Genomic DNA, 21,050 nt, shown 5'->3' with positions numbered 1-21,050 from the left:
AAAACAAAGCTAGCCGTCTTTTCCTGACGGCTAGCTTTGTTTTTCTATACAAGGGGCTATAATTTTGCCTCGACAGCGCCGACCTTGCCCTCCATTGTGAGGGTTTTGTCCCGCCGGTCATCGATGCGGATCGAAGTGGAGACTCGTTGGGCTCCTTCTTCAAACGGGACTTCGTGCATCTGGCGGATCACTTCCAGCACCTTGTCCAGCTCCCCTTCGATGATCGTGTTCATCGGGGTCAATTGATAGCGAATTCCCTCGGCTTGTTGCAAAACTCGATGGCAGGCGGCCACATAGCGGCTGAGGCTCGTCGACCCCGTTCCCAGGGGCACCACGGTGACTTCGGCGATGACAGCCATTTTCATTCCCCTTTCCTCTATATGTTTCTCCTGACTTCCCCTATTTTCCGGCTGTCGGTTGCCCGCTCCGCCGGGGACAGTTGCAGCCGCCTTCCGGCGGTTTTTCCATTTCCTCCAGGCTTTCGCCCGTCCGGATTTGAATGCCGACCCATTTAGAGACCGGACCTTCTTCCTCCAGATCATTATACTGGATAAATAGCTCGTTTCCTCGGATATAACTGGCCGTGAAACGTCCGTCTTTTAGCATCAGGTCAGACAGGATCCCGGCTAATTCTTTATCGTCCATCCCGCTCCCTCCGATCATCCATTCTTCCCTATCGTCTTTATCAGTCTATCCTTTCTCGGGCACCCTTACTTTTCGATGAGGTATTTCCAATAGCGCACAGGCATACAGCGGCGCTGCAAACGTCGGTTTGTCCGGCCAGCGATGGAAATGGTCTGATAGTAGTCTTTCCAGAGTTGCTGATAGAGGGCTTCCGCCTGCACCTCAGCGACAGCACCGTCGCTTTCCAACTCCGTCAGAATCCACTCCTGCCGGTTGTACAAAGCGGCCACCCCCCGTTTGCAGTCGTGAATGATCCAGTTCTGGTCGCTGAGCCGCTCGGTAAAATGCGGAGCGATCAAACTGACGATGTTGTGGTCCGGCTCCATCGGTGCATAATAGATATTTCCTTGGAGCAGCCGAAAGCGCAGTAAACCCAGCATGCGGTGTCTCTCAGTCCGCACTTTGAAGCTCATGCGGTGTACCTTCAGGACGCGGTCATCCGTCAGGTAGGCATCCACTTTCGAACCCATGGAAAAACCCAGCTTTACATACTGGTAGATGGCCTGTTCCATCCCGTCGATTTCCGATAAAAAAGCGTAGGCTGTATGATGGCCCGCTTCGTGACAGATCTTCCCTTCGATGGCTGTGAAGACTTTTTCCGCTTTTTCCAAGTCCGTTTCAATCGGTACTTCTTCGGCAAATAGGTTTTCTTCGCCCCAGCCCTCGGGTCGGATGTCGTCAGGCACTTGACGCCGGTAGTACGCCTCATAAATGGCGGTGAGCAAGCCGTCAAAGCTGCCGTCATAGATGAAATGGAGCATCTTCGCCTCCCTTATCGGCGATAGAGGATCGGATCGGTCAAACCGAGTTCCTCAAATCCCTCTCGCCGCAACCGGCAACTGTCACATATGCCGCAGGCCGGTGAAGTACCATTATAGCAAGTGTGGGTCAGGTGAAGTGGCGCTTCTAACTCGACGGCTTTGGCGATGATTTCGGCTTTTGTCCAGTTGATCAGAGGAGCTTCGATCTGGACTCCTCGACCTTCCGTCCCCGATTTCGTACCTACCTGGATCATATGCTGAAAGGCATCGATAAACTCGGGCCGGCAGTCGGGATAGCCGGGGTTGTCCAGGGCGTTTACGCCGATATAGATCTTCGAGGCCTCTACCTTTTCCGCAAAAGAAAGAGCATAGGAAAGGAAGAGGATATTGCGCGCCGGCACGTAAGTGAGCGGAATCGTGCTACGCTGCTGTTCCGTTTCCGGCTTTAAGTGGGATGAGGTTAAAGCGCTGGCCCCAAAAACTTTACCTAGGTCGATGATATGATGGAAACTTCGGTAGTAATGAGCCACCTTTTTTGCCGCTTCAATCTCCCGAAAGTGCCGTTGTTCATAGGCGAATGTTACTGCATATATTTCTTCCCTTTTCTCGTCGGCCACAGCCATACAGGTCGTCGAATCCAACCCTCCCGAAAGAATTACGACGGCCCTTACGCCAACCGTTGCCACATCGATCATCCTTTCCTATGAGCCTCTCAAAAGGTCCATCATTTCCCAAGAATTGTTTGTTTACCTTTATAGCCTGTGGGGAAATTTATCAGTAGTCGGAAGACATTCTTATAGGAGGAGTATACTACATGAACCAGTCTCTGCCGCAACAAATTCAAAATCTCCAGTCCCAGATTCGTCAAGTCGAATCTATGGTGACTCAAATGACCCAATCGGAGCGCAGCAATGAACAACAACTGACTAACCTTGCCCAACGGGAAGGCCAAGCCCAAAACCAACTCCGTCAACTGCAAAGCATGTGCGCCCAGATGACCCAGCAACTGCAGACCCTGGCCAACCAGTCACAGCAATTGACCTCGGCCGCATATGAAATCGGTTCCCTGGGCTTTTCTCCGACAACCACTTCCTATACCTCCGGTTTCGGCAGCACCAATTACGGGGGCACTTCGAGCTTTGGCGGTACTTCCAACCTCGGTGGATCATCTAACTTAGGTGGATCTAATTATGGTGGCGGTTCTTACCTCGGCAGTTCTTCCAATCTCGGCGGAATGTCCAACTTTGGCGGTACATCTAACTTCGGCGGCGCCTCCGGCCTCGGCGGTACATCCAACTTCGGCGGCACCTCCGGCCTCGGCGGTACATCCAACTTCGGCGGTACTTCCAACCTCGGTGGTTATTCTGGAACGTCGGTGGGAATCACTCCCGGTTTTGAAGGAGATGGCCCAAGCGGTCCTATCCAGTATAGCTCTGCCTATGCGAGCGGTGCAGGCACATCCGGTTTTGGCGGCACGACAGGTACTTTCTCCACTTCCGGTTTCGGCGGAACCTCTAACTTGACCTCCTCGCTCAGCCCCTCTGCCGGATTTAGCTCTTCCATCTATTCGCCGACGCCTGGTTTCGTCGGAGATGCTCCCTACGGTGGTCAACCGAGTGCCATGTCCCTCGGCCCCACACCGGGCTTCGAAGGTTCTCGCCCCACTGGCGCCTCCTACGGTTCGGGCGGTACGAGTTCTTTCGGCGGTGCCTCCGGTATGATGAGCAGTGGTCAACAGTCTTTCGGATCAGGGCAATCCTTAGGGGGCACCTCCGGTGGCATGATGACCAGCGGTTTTGGCGGTTCCACCAACCTCTCCGGCTCCTCCACCGGTTTCTAATAAGCGAAACAAAGGGTGAGCTTCTACGAAGGAAGCTGCCCCTTTTAAACATAAACAAAGGAGTACGCCGCAACGATGACAGACAAACGCTTTCCCGGTGATCAACAACCCGGTAAAAATATGGCCCCTTCTCCTTCCGGCGATTATTCCGCTAAGGATTTGCAGCATGCCACCGACCCCATGATCCCGGGGAAAACCTTGGAGCACGCTCCCACGAGCCACCCCTCTTCCGGAACGAACGACCCGTCGGCCCATCAGGACGATCACGACAAGGTTCCCAAGTTTATCATCGACGAAAAGGTCTCCCCGCCGCCGAATGAAGTACACCGCTGGCAACGGGAGCATGTCGCCCATAAGGACGACCAGTCCAAAGAAGGCTATCCGCTAAATGTCATCCTTGATCCGGCCATGCGAATCATGTACAAGTCCGTCCATGAGCAAGGCTTGACGAACGTCTTCGATCGCTTTACCGAACAGGAAAAGCTCCGTTGTAAGTTCTGCGTCGAAGGCTTGTCCTGCCAGCTCTGCGCCAACGGTCCCTGCCGCATCTCCGGCAAAGTGCAGCGGGGCGTCTGCGGTGTCGACGCTCATGTCATGGTGGCGCGAAACTTTATGTACCGCCATGTGACGATCGGTACGGCGGCCAACGTCTATCACTGCCATCAAGTCGCCCGGGCGTTGAAAGCGGCTGCCCAGCATCCCGAATCGGGCATGAAGATCCGGGAACCGGAGAAGCTTCGCCACTGGGCCTCTCTAGCCGGGCTCGATACGAACAAAGATACCAATGCCCTGGCCGTCGATTTCGCCAACTGGGTCATCGCCGACATTTGCCGTCCCCACTATGAGCCTTCCCAAACGACGGAAGCCTTCGCACCGGCTAAACGGAAAGAACTCTGGAAAAAGCTCGACCTCTTCCCTGGCGGCGCCAACGCCGAAGTCGCCATGGCTCAGACCATGTGTATGACCAACTTAAATGCCGACCCCATTTACTTCCTATTAAAGGCGGTTCGTCTCGGCATCGCCAACGAATATCAGGGCTTGCTCTTGCTCAATATCCTTCAAGAAATCCTCATGGGCACCCAGCAGCCTGTCATCAAAAAACAGAACATGGGCCTGCTGCACAAAGATAAGGTCAACATCATCACCAACGGCCACATGCCCCACTTGGCCCACGTGCTCGTCGAAGTGGCCTCTTCCGAAGAATGGCAGAAAAAAGCCCGTGAAGCCGGCGCCGAATCGATTCAAGTGCTCGGACACGTCTGTGAAGGCCAGCAGTTGATGAACTACGACGGCATCCACAATCAGCCAGCCTATGCAGGCCAGGAAGGCGAATGGCTCTCCGAAGAATACCTCTTCGCCACCGGCGCCGTCGACCTGTGGACCTTCGATTACAACTGTACCGTGCCCACGCTGCCCCTCTTTGCGAAACGGTATGGCGTGAAAATGGTCTCCGTCGATCCAGTCATCCGCATGCCCGATACGGAGATTCTCGACTTCCGTCCTGAGATCATGCGCCAGCAAGCGGAAAAAGCACTCCAAATGGCGATCGATTCCTTTAAGAAGCGGAAAGCGGAAAACCGGGAAGTTTATATCCCGCCCTACGTGAGCGACAAATGCATGGTCGGTTTCTCGACCGAATCGGTCAAAGCGGCATTAGGTGGTTCGTTCAAGCCACTCATCGACCAGATCGTCCAAGGAAACATCCGAGGTATCGCCACGATTGTCGGCTGCACCACCGCCCGCTACGGTCAAGGCGGCAGCAATATCTTTAAAATCACCCAAGGGCTCATCAAAAACAATGTTCTCGTCCTCTCCGGCGGCTGCACCTCTTCCGTCATGGAGTACACCGGTCTTACCGATCCGGCGGCGGCTTCCGAAGCCGGTGAGGGGCTCCGCAAAGTCTGTCAATCCCTCGGCATCCCGCCGGTCCTCTCCTTCGGCGCTTGTGTCGATATCGGTAAGATGACCTTGACCGCCAAAGAGATCGCCGATGAGTTGGATGTGGACACCAATCAATTGCCTCTCGTCATCGGCGCTCCCGAATACTTGGAGCAAAAAGCCGTCGCTGACGCCTGCACCGCCTTGGCTCTCGGCTGGATGGTCCACGTGGCACCGGTGCCTTCCATTACCGGCAGCGACGTCGTCGTCAAAACGCTTACGGAGACCACAGCCACATTAGGCCTGGGTAAAGTGGTCGTGGAACTGGATGCGGAAAAAACCGTCCAGATTTACCTGGACGAAATCGAAGCAAAACGAAAAGCACTGGGCCTCTCATCGACAAATATCCACTAAGTAGCAATATCTACTAATTTTTGACTTTAATTCCCCTTTTGGTTATACTATGGCAAAAAAGCAGTCCCGGGAGAAGATTTTCCCGGGACTTTCTTAAGATTCTCCCTTGTCTGGATGTGAACCGATGCCCATTGATAACGTCCTCGTTCTAGGCATGTATCCTTATCCTTGGCATCATCGAGAACTCAGTGACACCATGCGGATGATGACTCGCGTTTTTCCGGTACGCCGGAAGCTCTTTTTGAATCCGCCTGTCGGTGCTCGGCAGGCGCGAACTGACCGTTATCCTTGGCAGATGGGATGGACAAGCCGCCTCGACGGTGACGTGTACGTCTGTACACCACCCTTGGAACGACTGCCTTCGGCCTTTCGGCTGCATCACGTTAAAAATCGCTGGGCATCGGCTCAACTTCCCCGGTTTATCGAGCAAATGCTGGGCACATCGAATTGGCGAGATCAGACGGTCGTCTATTTATCATCTGGGGGAATCGGGCAATCTTATGAGATCTTCCAGGCACTACGTCCACGCTTCACCATCTTCGATGTCCTTGATGATAACCTCGGCTTTCCCGGTTTGTCCGACTCGGAGTTGCAGTCCCTCTATCGTCAGTTCTCCCAGCTTCTCCGAGAATCGACCGTCGTGACGGCTGTTTCCAGCCATCTCGTCGATAAGATTTCCTATGACCATGAGAAAAAGGCGGCCTGGCTGCCAAACGGCGTCGATGTCGATCGCTTCGCTTATCATCCCGATTATGGCGAAGCACTGCCTGAACTGGCTGGGCTCGAAGGACCCTTGCTAGGTTTTGTCGGGGCAATCACCAGTTGGGTTGATCTAGAACTGCTCCAGAAAATCGCCGAATCTCTATCGCAAGGAACGGTGGTGCTCGTCGGTCCCGTCGTTGAGTCTGCTGTGGACAAGGCGGCTATGGACGCACTGAGAGACCATCGTCGCGTCGTTTTTCTCGGCGCTCAACCTTACGAACGGGTGCCCCACTTTCTGCACCAATTCGATATACTGCTGCTGCCGCGCAACTATCAACCCCATTCGCTCGCCTCTGACCCGTTAAAGCTCTACGAGTATCTCGCTACCGGAAAGCCAGTTCTTTCGTCGGCTCTCCCGAGTGCCTTGCGCTTCCGAGACCTCATCTATCTAGGTGAAAGTCACGACGACATCTTACAAGCACTCAACCAAGTCTTACGTGATGAAGTTCTGCGTAAAGACTCTTTTCGTTCATCCCAGCGGGTCGGGGCCGCTCGGTCTTTGTCCTGGTCCCAGCGGGCAAACCGTATGATGGAGATCCTTTTTGCGGCTATTTCAAATGAAGATGAATTCGACCATCTCAACAGGCATGACTTCTTTAAGGATGACATAAATACAGGAAAAAAGATCTGGCAGGTAAATCATCATTTTTCATCCCAGGACTAGACGCATCCGATAATTCTCCCCTATGTAAAGACCGTAAGCATCATTCGCTTAGGGTCTTTTTTCCTATCGGTCAAGTGCTGTCGAAATTTGATATACTTAAAGGAGTATAAAACACGCTTCATTCTGGACAATGCAAAGTCAAGGGGGGATAGGATTGAAGAAAGAGATCGTCGCTTTAGACAATTTGATCGACGGCTATATGGCAACCCTCCCGCCAGGGATGAGGGAAAAAGAAATGGCCCGTATCTTCAACCGCCTTCAAGCCTTCTGCGCCTGGTTCTATGGGACTTATGGACGCTACCCCTACATAGATGATTTTTCCGGAGATATCTACCGTACGGCTCGAACCGCCTTTATCAAGAGCCGTCCCGAGGAACCCTTGCGTGCGATTCAAGCTCACTTTCAGACGATCGTCGACGTCGATATGTTTGCCGAATGGCTCCATATTCGCCCGTATGTTTCCATCAGCCACGGCTAACACTAAAGGCGGAGGTGATCATTTTGGATAGCAAGAATAACTGTGACCAACAAGCCAAAAACACCAACGCCCATCAAATGGAGGCCGCCAACGAGTTGACCCCGAACAAAGCGGGAAAATGTGGCGCCTGTGAGGAGCCCGAAGTTGAGACCTGGTAATCCAGATCAACCGGAACAGCGCTCCCGGTTTACCCGTTTCGATCATATGGCTCTCACGGAAGAGGCCAATAACTTGGGAGACGACCTGCTGATCGACCATCAGCCGACAGTCGACAAGCCGAGCGATCCCGGACCTTGGCCGAGTAAACACCCGCCTGACGAAAGACCCTGAGCATCCTGTGCTCAGGGTCTTTCCGTTTCCTACCGCAGGATCCCTTTCGCGTAATCGCCTTTTCGCACACCCATCAGCACATCATAGACTTCCACGATGAAATAGGAAACAAAGAGAAGCACGAGCGGCATGAAAGGGATGTTATAGCGGCCAAAGCCGAAGTAAAGATTGTGCAAGATCGAATAATAAACGGGAATCGACAGGAGCAGCAATGGCCCCAAAAACTGTCCGCCGGCACCCCAACGGTCCCGGGGAACTTGATCATGCTGTAGGCCGCCACCAATCCCTTCGAGATCTTTACGGCGGTTCCACCAGCGCCACAGTGCCAAGGCGGCACCGCCAAAAGCGAAGATCATCAAGTATTGGTGATAGTAATCCACCCAAGGTCTTAGGTTGTCCCAGATAGAGGGCCACATGAAGGGCCCTCCCCACATGAGCAGAAATTTGCCGACGGTGTACCATTTCAGATACCGCCAGGGCTCCTTAGGCACATTTTCTTTCAGCCGTTCGATGGCATATTGTTTGTACTTCTCTTGCAGGTCTAATTCGCCATTCCCCGTGGGCCAATCCGGTCCCACCCCGTCGACGATTCCCTCCATGTCTACATAGGTCCCGAGCAACAAGGGATCACCGGCGCCTGTCGAAAAGGGGATGAAACGGTCAAACTGCACATAGTTTCGAATCCACCAAGGGGACATGAAGATGCAGAAAGCCATACAAAGGACCAAGCCGTTACGGAACCACCGTTGCAGCGGCAGCTTCCGCCGCCAGAGCAAATAGACCATGAAAACGGCTGGATAGAGGGCCGAAGTGGCTCGGGTAAGGGCCAATAAGGCCGTAAAAGCTCCTAACAATCCGAAGAGAAAGGTCTCCCCTTTTTCACTCAACTGATCCTCATGACTCAGTTTCACCAGCAAAAGCATATAGGCTAAGTTAAAAAAGGTAAACAATGTTTCCGTCAGAAACAACCCGTTGATCAGGATATTGGGCGGGTAAAAAGACATCAAAAAGGCAGCCAGCAATGCCGTCCGAGGCTCTGTGACGCGCCGGGCCAGCAGGTACGTCAACAGTACGATGAGTACGCCGAGAAAAGCCTGCCCATACCGTACGGCCTGCAAACCCTGGTCGTCACTACCAAAGGCAGAAAAGATGACAGCCAAAAATGCTGGATAGACCGGTCCGATAAAGGCCGATGGGCTATCGGAACAGAAAGTCATCGTCCCCGTAGTAAGCCAGTTCGCAGCTGACTGAACGTACCAACGATCATCACTATTTAATAGCAATTCAGGGCCTTGAACATAGACCACACCAAAGCGAAGCACTAAGGCCAAAAAAAGAATGGCCCCAAGGATCATCTTATGACCGTTCTCGGAAGAACGGTCCTTATCCATCGAATACACGAAGATCCTTCTTTCTATCCTGAAAACTAATCATTTTCATTCCCCTAATGGTGCCGCTTTTGCGGTATGGGAGTCTTAGTAGTCCAAACTTCATAGCTTTGTTCTCCCGCTCGTCCGACTCTTCTGGGTCGTCGCGGCAGTCTTTCGGCTGGCTCGGGGCGGTTTGGCCGCAGCCTGCCATTTTTCCTCCATCATGCGCAATCTCTCGGCCACCATGTAGTTGATCGTTCCGGCCGGGTAATTGCCGTTTGCTCCCCGCTCCCCAGCGATGACACCGGTGAGGATTTCGATCCCTTCATCCACATGTCTAACTGCATAGATATGAAACTGGTCTTCCCGTACCGCTTCGACGATGTCTTTGGCCAGCATCAGGTTCGGCACGTTCTGAACGGGGATGATCACGCCTTGCTTTCCTGTCAGCCCCCGGGCTTTACAGAGACGGAAGAAACCTTCCACTTTTTCATTGACACCACCGATAGGCTGGATTTCGCCCCGCTGATTGACCGAGCCGGTGACGGCGATCTCCTGGCGGATGGGCAGGCCGGTGATGGCCGACAACAGCGCGTACAGTTCTGTCGATGAGGCGCTGTCTCCGTCGACACCTTCGTAAAGCTGTTCGAAAGTCAACGTGGCCGACAGGGACAGCGGATGGTCCTGGGCAAATCGAGAAGAGAAGAAGGACGATAAGATGAGGACGCCTTTGGAATGGGACAGACCGCTCATGCGGATCTCCCGCTCGATGTTGACAACCCCTTCTCGCCCCAGGTACACCCGGGCAGTGATGCGGCTGGGCTTGCCGAAAGTGTGGTCGCTCAGGCCGAGAACAGCCAATCCGTTCACTTGACCGACGACGCTTCCTTCCGTATCGACCAAAAGGGTACCCTCCTGCATCGCTTCCTGGAGCCGTTCCTCGATGCGATTGACGCGGAACTCCTTCTCCTCGATCGCCTGTTCCACATGGTCTTCATCGACTGCTTCCGCACCCTGGTTTTGCGCCCACAAGGCCGATTCGACGACGATATCTTTGATGTCATGAAAGCTTGTCGACAGCTTTCGTTGGTGAGCGACGAGCCGGCTGGAATAGTCGATCACGGCGCCTACCGCTTGAGCCGTAAAGGGGAGCAGGTTTTCCCGTTGGCAGACAGACCGGATGAAGGCGGCATATTTACCGATGTTCGATTCATTCCGTTCCATGGCGCTGTCAAAATCGACGCGCACTTTGAAAAATTTGCGGAAATCCTCATCCGCTTCGTACAGCAAGTGATAAATGCGGGGGCTGCCGATCAGGATCAACTTTACGTCAATCGGAACCGGTTCCGGTTTTAAAGTGGCCGTCGAGGGCAGTCCCATCTGTTCACCGAGGTTTTCGATGCGCAGTTCCCGCGTTTTCAGCACCCGCTTGAGTCCTTCCCAAGCGCCCGGTGAGGTCAACAAGGGCAGCGACTGCACGATGAGGTAGCCTCCATTGGCTTGGTGGAGCGAACCTGGTTTGATCATCGTAAAATCAGTAGCTAAACTGCCGAAAGAACTGCGATATTCGACCTTGCCGAAAAGGTTGGTGAAAGTAGGGTTAGACTCGACGACGACAGGCGCACCGATTTGGCTGGAATTCTCGACAAAGAGATTCACTTCGTAGCGATGGCTGATCGCTCTTTTTTGTTGCTTGAGCAAACCCATCAACGAAGCCGGTATCGTCTCTTCACCGGAACTCTCTTCTTTTGATTCGGTCACGCTTTCCATGACCTCTTCTCGTACCTTATCAAAATAACTGAGCACTTTCGGGTAGTCTTTATATTTTTCCCGGACCGTTTCCATCAAATCCCGGGAGGCGTACTCCGCCGTTTCCCGTTCTATCTCTTTGAGTTGCTGAGCCGCTTCCTTTTGCAACGTCCGGGAACGGCGCAAGCTTTCACCTAAACGAGATTCGAGTTTATGTTCCCGGTCGGAGATGTCCTGCCGTTGTTCATCCTCGAGGGCCTCAAATTCCTCCTTGGACATCCCTTTGCCTTCTTCGTTCAACGGTACGGTGAAGATGCCTGACTGGCCCTTTTGCAAGGTAAATCCCTCGGCTTGAGCCATATCTTCCATCTCTTTAAATAGCGCTGTCAGCTTTGTCTCCACTTGGCGAAGGTAGGCGGTGCGGCTTTTTTCGTATTCTTCGCTTTCGAGCGCCTTATGAATTTCCGTCTGCAGATCTTTGACTAATTCGATCATATCCCGCCGCAGTTCACTGCCTAATCCCGGCGCAAGCAAGAGCACGATCGGGCGGTCCGGTTGATCGAAATGATTGACAAAACAGATATCCGGCGGTGTCGCACTGCTTTGGGCGACCGATTTTACTTTCGTCACGGCAAAACTGGTCTTTCCGGAACCAACAGGGCCGGTGATGAAAATATGAAAACCAGGATGTTTGGCCGAGAGTCCAAACTCCATCGCTTTGACTGCACGGGGTTGGCCGATGATACCGTCTTCTATGGCAGTGATTTCGTCTGTTGAGGTAAATGGAAACAGCGTTGGATCGCAGTCGGTCCGTAACCGTTCCGGCTCCAGTCGTCGTGATTTCAATAGAGCGTCAGGTATCGCTTTGGTCTTTGTCACCGGTGGCCATTCCTCCTTTTCCCTCTACCTTTAATCTATTTCGCGAAGGTCTAAAGGGGTTCCTGCCCCGGGCAAGACAAGAAAAAAGCCGTCTCATCATTTCAATGAGCGGCTCAGTTCTGTATAGAGCATCTTGGCCAATCCCATGTCTTCCCGCTTGGCCATCTGCTTCGCATATTCTTGGTCCCGCATGTCTTCCCAGATATCTCGTCCCGGTGCAGCTTCCACGAAGTCTGACTTCATGACGGTGCTGCGCATCCCTTTGAACATCTGGTAGATAAAGACCGATTCGAACTCTTGGCAAAGTTCACGGAGCTGCTTCTGTTTTTTCGCCTTCTCCTCTTCCGTTATGGACCCGGTGCTCTCTTTGTTCAATTCTTCCGCCTTTTTTTTGACTGATTCCTCGAGCAAGTTTTGAAAGCCTTGTCCACCGGCCGGATTGGCACTGGTTAGGCTGGATGCTTTTTTTTGATTGTTATCGGCGGACAACAACCCGCCGGCGATTTGTATCGGTGACAGCAAAGTCCATTCCCTCCCCTATCTATAAGTATCGTTCATTCGGCAGCGATACTTTAACAGGATACTTTAATTTCATTCGCTTGCCTTGAACCAATACCAAAATGTTTCTCTAGAACCCATTCTAGTCGTGGAACACAGGATGGTCAACGTACTTGAATTTTAATAATGCGATACCTACGAAATTACAGTTGTTTTTATTAAAGAGTTTCTGGGAACATCTTGAATCTTCCCTGGCTTTCTCGTAAAATTGGATTATATTGAATTTTCAGAAAAAGGTGGGGTGGCGGTGAAACTCCAAACAAAGTTGATGGCTTGGACCTGCTCGACCCTCACTTTGGGTCTCGTCGCTACACTCACTGTCTACGGCTTTTGGGAGACGCAGGGATTGAAGGAACGGGTCGAAGGGGATCTCACTTCCAAAGGAGAAGCGCTGATCATCTCGGCAACGAAAGGCTTGGAGGCTATGACCAACGACCACATCCGAAACGGCGTAAAACTGCCGGACGGCTCAACGGTCGGCGGCACCCAACTGACACAGATGCTTTTTGATGATGAACTGACCTTGATTCCAGAGAGCAAGCTAGAGGCCGATAAACGCTATAAACCGACAGATAAAGTCAAGCGCTTTGATGGGGTCGAAATCCCCATGGCCCAGTACGAGTATAAATACATGTCCAAAGCGGATCCTTACACAGACACCTATTGGCAGCAGTATATCGATGCTTTTATGGGCGATCCTGATGTCGTGTTCGCACTGCCGACTAAGTACTCCCCCGATCCGGCCAAAACAGGCTTTATTCCTACTCACAACAGCTTTTATAGCCCGACCGATCCGGAAAAGTCTCGTGATAATTGGGGCGCTATCGGCCTATTGAGCCAAAAATACCGGGCGAACCGGATCTTCAATGACCTTGCCGGAGGAGCCGCCACCGCCAACGAAAACCGTGATAAGCCCCAGAAGACAGTCTATGAACGAAAGATCGATGGGCGAACCGTCACCATGTGGGATATGTCTTACCCTATCTATATCGACGGCAAACACTGGGGCGGTTTTCGCATTTCCATCAGTAAGGAACGGGCTGACCAGTTGATCGCTGCCCGGACGAATCAGCTCATCTGGAAACTGTCGATTGTGGCGATCGTCTCGCTCATCGGTTTGGCCGGCACGACCATTCTGATCATCTCCTTGATCATCGTCCGTCCCATCCATGCCATGGTTGAAGTGTCTAAAAAACTGGCGCAGGGGGATTTTACCCACGCTATCGATGTTCGCCAAGACGATGAAGTGGGCTTGTTAGGGCGGGCTTTCAACCACATGATCGAAAATGTTCGCTCTCTCGTGGACAGCATTATGCAAAGTTCCCGTCAAGTCGCCCAATTGACGCAGAACCTGCAAGCAGCGGCCATACAAACAGCCAACGCCACCGAAGAGATCGCTCACGCCGTCCAGGAGGTCTCTTCCGGCGCTATGGAACAAGAGCGGGAGACGGAACAGACGGCATCTCTCGTGCGCAAGATGACTTCGCAACTGGTCACATTGACTTCCACCGCCCAAGAAGTGGCGCAATCTTCCTCATCGGCCTTCCGCCGGGCCGGTGAAGGGCAACAGTCGATCACTCGGGCGATCGAGCAAATGGGTGTGATTCATGACACCGTATCGGGAACGGCACAAGTCATGCAATCTCTCGGCAGCCGCTCCGCCGACATCTCCCGCATCGTCGAGGTGATCACAGCTATCGCCGACCAGACAAACCTGCTGGCTCTGAATGCAGCTATTGAAGCGGCTCGGGCTGGCGACCATGGACGTGGATTCTCTGTCGTCGCTGAAGAAGTCCGCAAATTAGCAGAGCAGTCTCGACATTCAGCGCAAGAGATCGCACGGCTCGTCGAAGCCGTACAGACGGAAAGTGTTCGGGCTGTCTCCTCCGTCGATAGCGGGACGAAAAGCGTTGAAGCTGGCTTGCAGGTCATGCAGGAAGCCGGTCATGCCTTCAAAGAGATCCTCGGCTCTGTCCATGATGTGGAGGCGAAGATGCAAACCATCTTAGCGGCCGTACAGCAGATCGCCGGGGAAGAGACCGCCGTCATGCAAGCCGTCGACCGTATCTCTCACATCGCCCAGAACAATAATGCCAGTTCCCGGAGCATCGCTTTTTCGTCCCAAGAGCAGACAGCGACCATGGAGGAAATCGCCGCCACAACGGAAGTCTTGGCGAAGATGGCGAACAGTCTCGATGATTTGGTGTGCAAGTTTATCTTAAACAAAGAATATGAAGCAAGAAGACTAAATTAATAAGGCGCCTCCCAAACAAGGCTATTGTGCTTTGGCGCACCCGCGCAGCAACCGAGCGAACAGCCGTGGAACCTTTAGCGAGCGGAGTCACGACACCCCAATTTACCACAATGTACCATCAAATTAAAAACTAAAACGCCAAAAGAGCTCATGGGCTATATCAAACCCATGAGCTCTTTGTTTTGTCTGCCGACTTCTCAAGCGCACGTGCGTTTCGTTATCCGCCGAGGTAAGCCTTTTTGACTTCTTCGCTCTCAGCCAGTTCCTTCGCATTGCCCGAGAGAACGATTTTCCCGGTTTCCAGAACGTAGGCCTTATGAGCGATGGAGAGGGCCATATGGGCATTCTGTTCGACCAGGAGGATCGTCGTGCCTGCTTTGTTGATATCTTTAATTATGTTAAAGATCTCTTGAACCAAGAGCGGCGCTAGACCCATGGAGGGCTCGTCCAGCAGCAAGAGCTTCGGGCGGGACATGAGTGCCCGGCCCATGGCGAGCATCTGCTGCTCCCCACCGGAGAGGGTACCCGCCATCTGCTGAATCCGTTCTTTCAAGCGGGGGAACCGTTGAAAGACTTTTTCCATATCTTCCTTGATACCCTCTTTGTCATTGCGCAAGAAGGCACCCAGTTCAAGGTTTTCCAGGACGGACATGTTGGCGAAAATGCGCCGCCCTTCGGGAACCTGGGACATGCCTAAGGAGACGATCTTTTGGGCGGCCATACCGGCGATGTCTTGACCCTGAAAGAGAATTTGGCCCTGTTTCGGCTTGAGCAAGCCGGACAAGGTATGCAAGGTCGTCGTCTTGCCGGCACCGTTAGCGCCGATGAGGGTGACGATTTCGCCTTGCTCCACATCCAAGGAAATCCCTTTGAGGGCATGGATGGCCCCATAGTAGACGTGAAGATCTTTAACTGACAGCATGGGACACATCCTCCCCGAGATAAGCTTCGATGACTTTCGGATTCGACTTGATTTCGTCCGGCGTGCCTTGAGCAATAATTTGACCATAATCGAGGACATAAATCCGTTCGCAGATGCCCATGACCAAGGACATATCGTGTTCGATGAGCAGAATGGTGAGATTAAAGTGCTTTCTCACCCACCGGATCATCTCCATCAGTTCCGCCGTCTCTTGAGGGTTCATGCCAGCGGCCGGTTCGTCCAGCAGGAGCAGTTGCGGCTGTGCCGCTAAGGCCCGGGCGATTTCCAAGCGGCGCTGCTCGCCGTAAGGAAGGTTCTTGGCCAGTTCGTGTTTTTTATGGGAGAGCTTGAAGATCTCTAAAAGGTCTTCCGCTTTTTTCACCATCTCTTCTTCGCCGCGATAAAAACCAGGCAAGCGGAGAATGGCGCTGAGCATGCCGTAGCTGCGGTGCTGGTGGTAGGCGATCTTGACGTTGTCCATGACAGTCAGGTTGGAGAAGAGACGGATATTCTGGAAGGTGCGGGCGATGCCCTTTTGGTTGATCTGCCAGGGTTTTAAGCCAACCAGGGTCTCCCGGCGCAGGGCGATGTCCCCTTCGGTCGGTGTGTAGACGCCCGTCAGCAAGTTAAAGACGGTCGTCTTGCCGGCGCCGTTCGGACCGATGAGGCCGACCAGTTCGCCGATTTTTAGTTCCATATTCACGTCGGAGACGGCTTTTAGTCCTCCAAAGGTCTTGCTCAGGTGGTTAACCGACAGCAGAATCATTGCCAGCCCCCCTTCCTTTTCCAGTCTGCCGCGCGAAGAACCGGCGGATGCCGTCGAAGCTCAGTTCTGCCGTACCGAGCAGGCCTTGCGGGCGGACGAGCATGACGACGATCAGCAGGAGCGAATAGATCACCATGCGCAGTTCGGCATAGTCTTGCAGATAGGCTGAGAGAATCGTCAAGCCTGTTGCGGCGATGACCGATCCGGTCATGGAACCGAGTCCGCCGAGTACAACATAGACCAGGATGTCAAAGGATTTTAAAAAGCCAAAGGTGGTCGGCTGAATGGTGTAAAAATAGTGAGCATGGAGCGCACCAGCCACTCCGGCAAAGAAGGCGCCCATGGTAAAGGCGATGACTTTGTAACGGGTGATGTCGATCCCCATCGTCTCGGCTGCGATCTCGTTTTCACGGATGGAGATGCAGGCTCGGCCGTGGGTGGAGGTCATAAAGTTTTTGATCACCAAGACAGTGATCACGGTCAGGGAGAAAATCCAAGGCCAGTCCGTATACTGGGATATACCGTTTAAGCCAGCCGCCCCGCCGACATAGTCGATATTCAAGATGACGACGCGGATGATCTCGCCGAATCCCAAGGTGGCGATAGCCAGGTAATCCCCTTTAAGGCGAAGCGTAGGCAAACCGACCAAGATCCCGCAAAGAGCCGCAGCGACGGCACCGACGATGATGCCGACGGCAAAGGGATAGCCAAGCTTTAAGGTCATGATGGCCGAGCCATAAGCACCGATGGCCATGAAGCCGGCGTGACCGATGGAGAACTGTCCCGTCATGCCGTTGATGATGTTCAGCGATACGGCCAGGATGATATTAATGCAGATGAGAAAGAGGTTTAGCTTGTAATAATCGTCGATGTAGCCTGTTTCGATCCCTACGTTGACCAGTACAAAAAGGACAAGTATGGCAACAGTGACGAGAATATTAGACATCTTGAAATATTGTTTCAACATCTCTGTCACCTACACTTTCTCCCGTACGTTGCTGCCGAACAGCCCCGACGGTTTGACAATCAAGATGATGATCAAGAGCGCAAAAGCGACGGCATCACGATACAAGGATTGTCCGTATCCGCTGACAAGCGCTTCGATAACTCCTAGAGAGATGCCGCCCACAAAGGCCCCGGGGATGACGCCGATACCACCTACAACAGCGGCAACGAAAGCTTTCAAACCAGGCATGATGCCCATGTAGGGGTTGATGGCATTATAGTAAATCCCCACCAAGACGCCTGCCGCCGCAGCCAATGCGGAACCGATCGCGAAGGTGGCAGAGATGGTGTTGTCTACGTTAATCCCCATCAGCATGGCGGCCTGCGTATCGTGGGAAACGGCACGCATCGCCTTGCCGGTCTTAGTCTTATGCACCACATATTGCAGCAAAAGCATCAGTAAGGTAGTGACCACCATGATGACTAACTGGCGGTTGGTGATGACCACAGCGCCGTTGAAAAAATGATACTGCACTTCGGGAAACACGTTGGGGAACGTTCTGATCTTCGCACCTAATGCCAATACGCCGCCGTTTTCCAAGAGAAAAGATACGCCGATGGCGGTGATGAGTACAGCGATTTTCGGTGAATTACGCAGGCGGCGGTAAGCGAGACGTTCAATGACGACGCCTAAGATCGCACTGACCACCATTGATAAGACTAAAGCGGGAAGAAATCCCCATCCCTGGGTCGTCGCCCAAAACCCCACATAGGCACCCACCATGTAAACATCTCCGTGCGCAAAGTTGATTAGGCGGATGATGCCGTAAACCATGGTATAGCCGAGTGCGATAAGAGCATAGATGCTACCCAGAGAGAGGCCGTTGATTAATTGTTGAATAAATACATCCACGTTTGTCAGCCCCTCCTCTTAATTGAATAGGAAGGGGGGAGGTCCCCCCTTCTGATTTACGGTTGAACTTTGTCCTTGAAGGTTTGTTTTCCGTCTTTCATTTCGATGATGGCTGCGGCTTTAATGGGGTTATGGAACTCGTCGTAGCTGATTTTACCGGTGACGGTTTGTACGTCTTTCGTGGCGGCCAGCGCTTCTTTGATTTTTTCAGCGCTTGGTTCACCAGCCCGTTTCAAGGCGTCAACGAGGATCAGGGCGCCGTCATAGCCGAGAACAGCCATGGAATCGGGAACTTCGTTGTATTTTGCTTTGTATTTCTTCACAAAATCTTGAACGATAGGGTCTTTGTCTTCCGAGGAGTAGTGGTTCGAGAAGAAGGTGTTGTTCAAGGCACTCGCGCCAGCGATTTCAACCAACTTCGGCGAATCCCAACCGTCGCCGCCCATGACGGGAATGTTCATCCCCAGTTCGCGAGCTTGTTTGACGATTTTACCGACTTCCTCATAGTATCCAGGAACATAGAGCACGTCGGGGTTGGTCGCACGGATTTTGGTCAGGATCGCTTTGAAGTCTTGGTCTCCCGTTACATAGCTTTCGTCAGCGACGATTTGGCCGCCTTTTTTCGTAAAGGCTTCCTTATAGAACTGGGCCAAGCCTTTGGCATAAGGCGCCTGGTTGTCTGTCAAAATGGCAGCCGTCTTTTTGTTCAGGTTGTTCAAGGAGAAGTTGGCCATCACCGTCCCTTGGAAGGGGTCGATGAAGCAGGCTCGGAAGATGTAGTCATTCGTCTTGCTCGTCTTTTCGTCGACGGTCACTTTCGGGTTTGTCGCCGAGGTGGACAGGACAGGGACCTTCTTATCCATGGCCATTTGGACCATTCCCAAGGTATCGCCAGAGGTGGTGCAGCCAAGGATGGCGACAGCCTTTTCCTGGTTAATCAGTTTGGACGCCACGTTCGTCGACTCGGTTGCCTCCGATTTGTTATCTAAGGCGACGAATTTGATCTGCTTACCGTTGATACCGCCCTTGGCATTGATTTCATCAAAGACCAGTTGAGCGCCGTTGACGGCGGCCTTACCGAAGGTGGCTTGACCACCGGAGAGCTCAAAGTTACCGCCGATCACCCAGGCGTCGGCCGGTGCGGGATTGGCTGATGTTTTTTTATCTCCCCCTCCAGAACATGCCGTCAGCAAGCTGGCAGAGAATGCGAGGGAGATAACCGCTGCGATTCCTTTTTTCCACTTCATGCGAACGTAGACCTCCTCACTGATTGTTTATTCACCGGTTGGAAATATGTCCTCAAGACCCGAAACCCTATGTAATCCTTCACCCCCTCAGACTCATTGGGTCTATGTCGGCAGAAAAGTCTCCTGAATACAAAAAGAAGGCCGGGCAATTTTGACGTCGTCAATTGACGGCGAACTTCATTGTCCGACCTCTATCCATTAACGGTTGGATTGCTAGAGAGTTAAGTAAGTCATTTTCATTTTACTGCCCTATTCATTGACATGTCAATTTTATTTGGATTTGATTTTTTCGCTGACCACTTGTTTGCCGTCTTTTAATTCGATGATGACGATGTCTTTGACGGGGTCATGGTTTTCATTGAGAGTGAACTTACCGGTGATGGCCGGGAAGTCTTTCGTGGCAGCCAGGGCTTCTTTGATTTTTTCGGGTTCGGTGCTGCCGGCCCGTTGGATCGCGTCAGCCAGCAAACGGGCGCCGTCGTAGGCGAGAGCAGCTAAGGCATCGGGAGTTTGGCCGTATTTTTCTTTATAGGCTTTTACGAAAGACTGTACAGCCGGATCGGGATCTTCCGGGGTGTAGTGGTTCGTGAAGAAGCAGTTGTTCAGCACGTCCTTGCCAGCCACTTCGACCAGCTTCGGAGAATCCCAGCCGTCGCCGCCGACGAAGGCGGCTTTGATGCCCAGTTCACGGGCTTGTTTGACGACTTTCGCGACGACTTCATAGTAGGCGGGGAGGTAAATTACGTCTGGTTCCTGACTCTTGACTTTCGTCAGGATGGCCCGGTAGTCGTTGTCATCTTTGTTGAAAGCTTCTTCACCGAGGATCGTACCGCCGCCGGCTGCAAAGCCTTCTTTGAAGAACTTGGCGAGACCTTTGGAGTATTCGTCAGCCTGGCTGACGAGGACGACAGCCTTCTTGCCTTTTTTCAGGCCGAATTCAGCAGCTGCTTTTCCTTGGAAGGAATCGATGAAGCAAGCCCGGAAGACATATTCGTTGACTTTCTTCGTGTTCGGGTCGATCGTCACGTCAGGATGGGTCGCTGTCGGAGTGAGGACAGGAACTTTCTTGGAGTTGACGACGGGAACTACGCCGAGGGTATTGCCGGAGGTGACCGGTCCGATGATGGCGCTGACTTTATCCTGAGTGATCAGGCGAGTCGCTACGTTCATCGATTCGGTCTTATCGGATTTGTTGTCATACTTGACAACTCGAATCTTTTTGCCGTTAATGCCGCCTTTGGCGTTGATTTCGTCAAAGGCGATCATAGCTGCGTTCAATGATGATGTACCATATGTAGCAACGTCCCCAGAGAGTTCGAAGTTGGCGCCGATGACAATTTCATTGCTGTCTTGTCCGGCTCCTGCTGTCGGCTTCGATTGACCAGAACAACCAGCCAACATTGCCAAGCTGAGAAAGAGGCCTATCCCTTTCAGCCATGTCTTTTTGACCATTTTTCTCCTCCTTTTTCTAAGAAACCAATCATTCATTGATGATTGTAAATCTTAAAACTAATTATAGAGTTCCATACTCTGTCCGTCAACAAGAAACAATGTCCTATATGCAAATACAGTTTCTCCTTACTTTTTTAATTAATTAGTAAGAATTTTGTTATATTTTAATTGCAAGAAAAAGAGG

General features: G+C 52.5%; 20 protein-coding genes. 7 read left to right on the top strand and 13 right to left on the bottom strand.

Annotation, left to right across the window (positions count from 1 at the left end; all coding sequences use genetic code 11):
- Window positions 1-56 precede the first annotated feature (56 nt).
- The 4 genes from GJ688_RS06880 to queC form a co-directional block, all read right to left on the bottom strand.
- On the bottom strand, window positions 57-359 hold the full coding sequence (locus tag GJ688_RS06880) for an MTH1187 family thiamine-binding protein (protein WP_155475799.1): 303 nt from the start codon (window positions 357-359) through the stop codon (window positions 57-59).
- A 40-nt stretch (window positions 360-399) separates the two neighbouring features.
- Window positions 400-645, bottom strand: a complete 246-nt coding sequence (locus GJ688_RS06875; RefSeq protein ID WP_155475798.1) for a hypothetical protein — start codon at window positions 643-645, stop codon at window positions 400-402.
- 65 nt (window positions 646-710) lie between these two features.
- Window positions 711-1,445, bottom strand: a complete 735-nt coding sequence (locus tag GJ688_RS06870) for a TIGR03915 family putative DNA repair protein (protein ID WP_155475797.1) — start codon at window positions 1,443-1,445, stop codon at window positions 711-713.
- Window positions 1,446-1,456: 11 nt separating this feature from the next.
- Complete coding sequence (gene queC, locus GJ688_RS06865; protein ID WP_155475796.1) at window positions 1,457-2,140, bottom strand: 7-cyano-7-deazaguanine synthase QueC; 684 nt, start codon at window positions 2,138-2,140, stop codon at window positions 1,457-1,459.
- Window positions 2,141-2,259: 119 nt separating this feature from the next.
- Between queC and GJ688_RS06860 the strand changes: the two genes are divergently transcribed.
- From GJ688_RS06860 to GJ688_RS06840, 6 genes are all read left to right on the top strand, one after another.
- The gene (locus GJ688_RS06860) at window positions 2,260-3,285 is read left to right on the top strand and encodes a coiled-coil domain-containing protein (protein ID WP_155475795.1); all 1,026 of its coding nucleotides are present in this window, start codon (window positions 2,260-2,262) and stop codon (window positions 3,283-3,285) included.
- 180 nt (window positions 3,286-3,465) lie between these two features.
- On the top strand, window positions 3,466-5,577 hold the full coding sequence (gene cooS, locus GJ688_RS06855) for an anaerobic carbon-monoxide dehydrogenase catalytic subunit (protein ID WP_155475822.1): 2,112 nt from the start codon (window positions 3,466-3,468) through the stop codon (window positions 5,575-5,577).
- 124 nt (window positions 5,578-5,701) lie between these two features.
- The gene (locus GJ688_RS06850) at window positions 5,702-7,003 is read left to right on the top strand and encodes a glycosyltransferase (RefSeq protein WP_170291753.1); all 1,302 of its coding nucleotides are present in this window, start codon (window positions 5,702-5,704) and stop codon (window positions 7,001-7,003) included.
- 154 nt (window positions 7,004-7,157) lie between these two features.
- Window positions 7,158-7,481, top strand: coding sequence for a hypothetical protein (locus GJ688_RS06845; RefSeq protein ID WP_155475793.1), 324 nt, complete (start codon window positions 7,158-7,160; stop codon window positions 7,479-7,481).
- 23 nt (window positions 7,482-7,504) lie between these two features.
- A complete protein-coding gene (locus tag GJ688_RS20980; protein ID WP_268892037.1) occupies window positions 7,505-7,639 on the top strand; it encodes a hypothetical protein in 135 nt (44 codons plus the stop codon).
- Window positions 7,626-7,811, top strand: a complete 186-nt coding sequence (locus GJ688_RS06840; protein WP_155475792.1) for a hypothetical protein — start codon at window positions 7,626-7,628, stop codon at window positions 7,809-7,811. Before GJ688_RS20980 ends, GJ688_RS06840 begins: the two co-directional genes overlap by 14 nt.
- A 29-nt stretch (window positions 7,812-7,840) precedes the next feature.
- Here the strand turns inward: GJ688_RS06840 and GJ688_RS06835 are convergent, their stop codons facing one another.
- The 3 genes from GJ688_RS06835 to GJ688_RS06825 all read right to left on the bottom strand — a co-directional run bounded on the left by GJ688_RS06835 (window position 7,841) and on the right by GJ688_RS06825 (window position 12,331).
- Window positions 7,841-9,202: a glycosyltransferase family 39 protein gene (locus tag GJ688_RS06835; protein ID WP_155475791.1), complete on the bottom strand. Its 1,362-nt coding sequence runs from the start codon at window positions 9,200-9,202 to the stop codon at window positions 7,841-7,843.
- 99 nt (window positions 9,203-9,301) lie between these two features.
- Window positions 9,302-11,809 carry an AAA family ATPase gene (locus tag GJ688_RS06830; RefSeq protein ID WP_170291751.1) on the bottom strand — a complete coding sequence of 836 codons (2,508 nt, stop codon included), beginning with the start codon at window positions 11,807-11,809 and terminating at the stop codon, window positions 9,302-9,304.
- Between the two features lie 96 nt (window positions 11,810-11,905).
- The gene (locus tag GJ688_RS06825) at window positions 11,906-12,331 is read right to left on the bottom strand and encodes a rod-binding protein (RefSeq protein ID WP_155475790.1); all 426 of its coding nucleotides are present in this window, start codon (window positions 12,329-12,331) and stop codon (window positions 11,906-11,908) included.
- 283 nt (window positions 12,332-12,614) lie between these two features.
- Between GJ688_RS06825 and GJ688_RS21295 the strand changes: the two genes are divergently transcribed.
- A complete protein-coding gene (locus GJ688_RS21295; protein WP_155475789.1) occupies window positions 12,615-14,621 on the top strand; it encodes a methyl-accepting chemotaxis protein in 2,007 nt (668 codons plus the stop codon).
- A 217-nt stretch (window positions 14,622-14,838) separates the two neighbouring features.
- Here GJ688_RS21295 and GJ688_RS06815 read toward each other — a convergent pair whose 3' ends face one another.
- The 6 genes from GJ688_RS06815 to GJ688_RS06790 form a co-directional block, all read right to left on the bottom strand.
- The gene (locus tag GJ688_RS06815; RefSeq protein ID WP_155475788.1) at window positions 14,839-15,543 is read right to left on the bottom strand and encodes an ABC transporter ATP-binding protein; all 705 of its coding nucleotides are present in this window, start codon (window positions 15,541-15,543) and stop codon (window positions 14,839-14,841) included.
- Window positions 15,530-16,309: an ABC transporter ATP-binding protein gene (locus GJ688_RS06810; RefSeq protein ID WP_155475787.1), complete on the bottom strand. Its 780-nt coding sequence runs from the start codon at window positions 16,307-16,309 to the stop codon at window positions 15,530-15,532. The genes GJ688_RS06815 and GJ688_RS06810 overlap by 14 nt, the downstream gene beginning before the upstream one ends.
- Window positions 16,290-17,276 (bottom strand): branched-chain amino acid ABC transporter permease, encoded by a 987-nt coding sequence (locus GJ688_RS06805; RefSeq protein ID WP_155475820.1) that lies wholly within the window; start codon window positions 17,274-17,276, stop codon window positions 16,290-16,292. Before GJ688_RS06805 ends, GJ688_RS06810 begins: the two co-directional genes overlap by 20 nt.
- A gap of 9 nt (window positions 17,277-17,285) precedes the next feature.
- Complete coding sequence (locus GJ688_RS06800; RefSeq protein WP_170291750.1) at window positions 17,286-18,167, bottom strand: branched-chain amino acid ABC transporter permease; 882 nt, start codon at window positions 18,165-18,167, stop codon at window positions 17,286-17,288.
- Window positions 18,168-18,223: 56 nt separating this feature from the next.
- Window positions 18,224-19,414, bottom strand: coding sequence for an ABC transporter substrate-binding protein (locus GJ688_RS06795; RefSeq protein ID WP_155475785.1), 1,191 nt, complete (start codon window positions 19,412-19,414; stop codon window positions 18,224-18,226).
- Between the two features lie 270 nt (window positions 19,415-19,684).
- The gene (locus tag GJ688_RS06790; RefSeq protein WP_155475784.1) at window positions 19,685-20,866 is read right to left on the bottom strand and encodes an ABC transporter substrate-binding protein; all 1,182 of its coding nucleotides are present in this window, start codon (window positions 20,864-20,866) and stop codon (window positions 19,685-19,687) included.
- Window positions 20,867-21,050: the final 184 nt, after the last annotated feature.

The organism is Heliobacterium mobile (assembly GCF_009720735.1).
Lineage (GTDB): Bacteria > Bacillota > Desulfitobacteriia > Heliobacteriales > Heliobacteriaceae > Heliobacterium > Heliobacterium mobile.
This window is presented reverse-complemented; position numbering and strand designations above follow the sequence as displayed.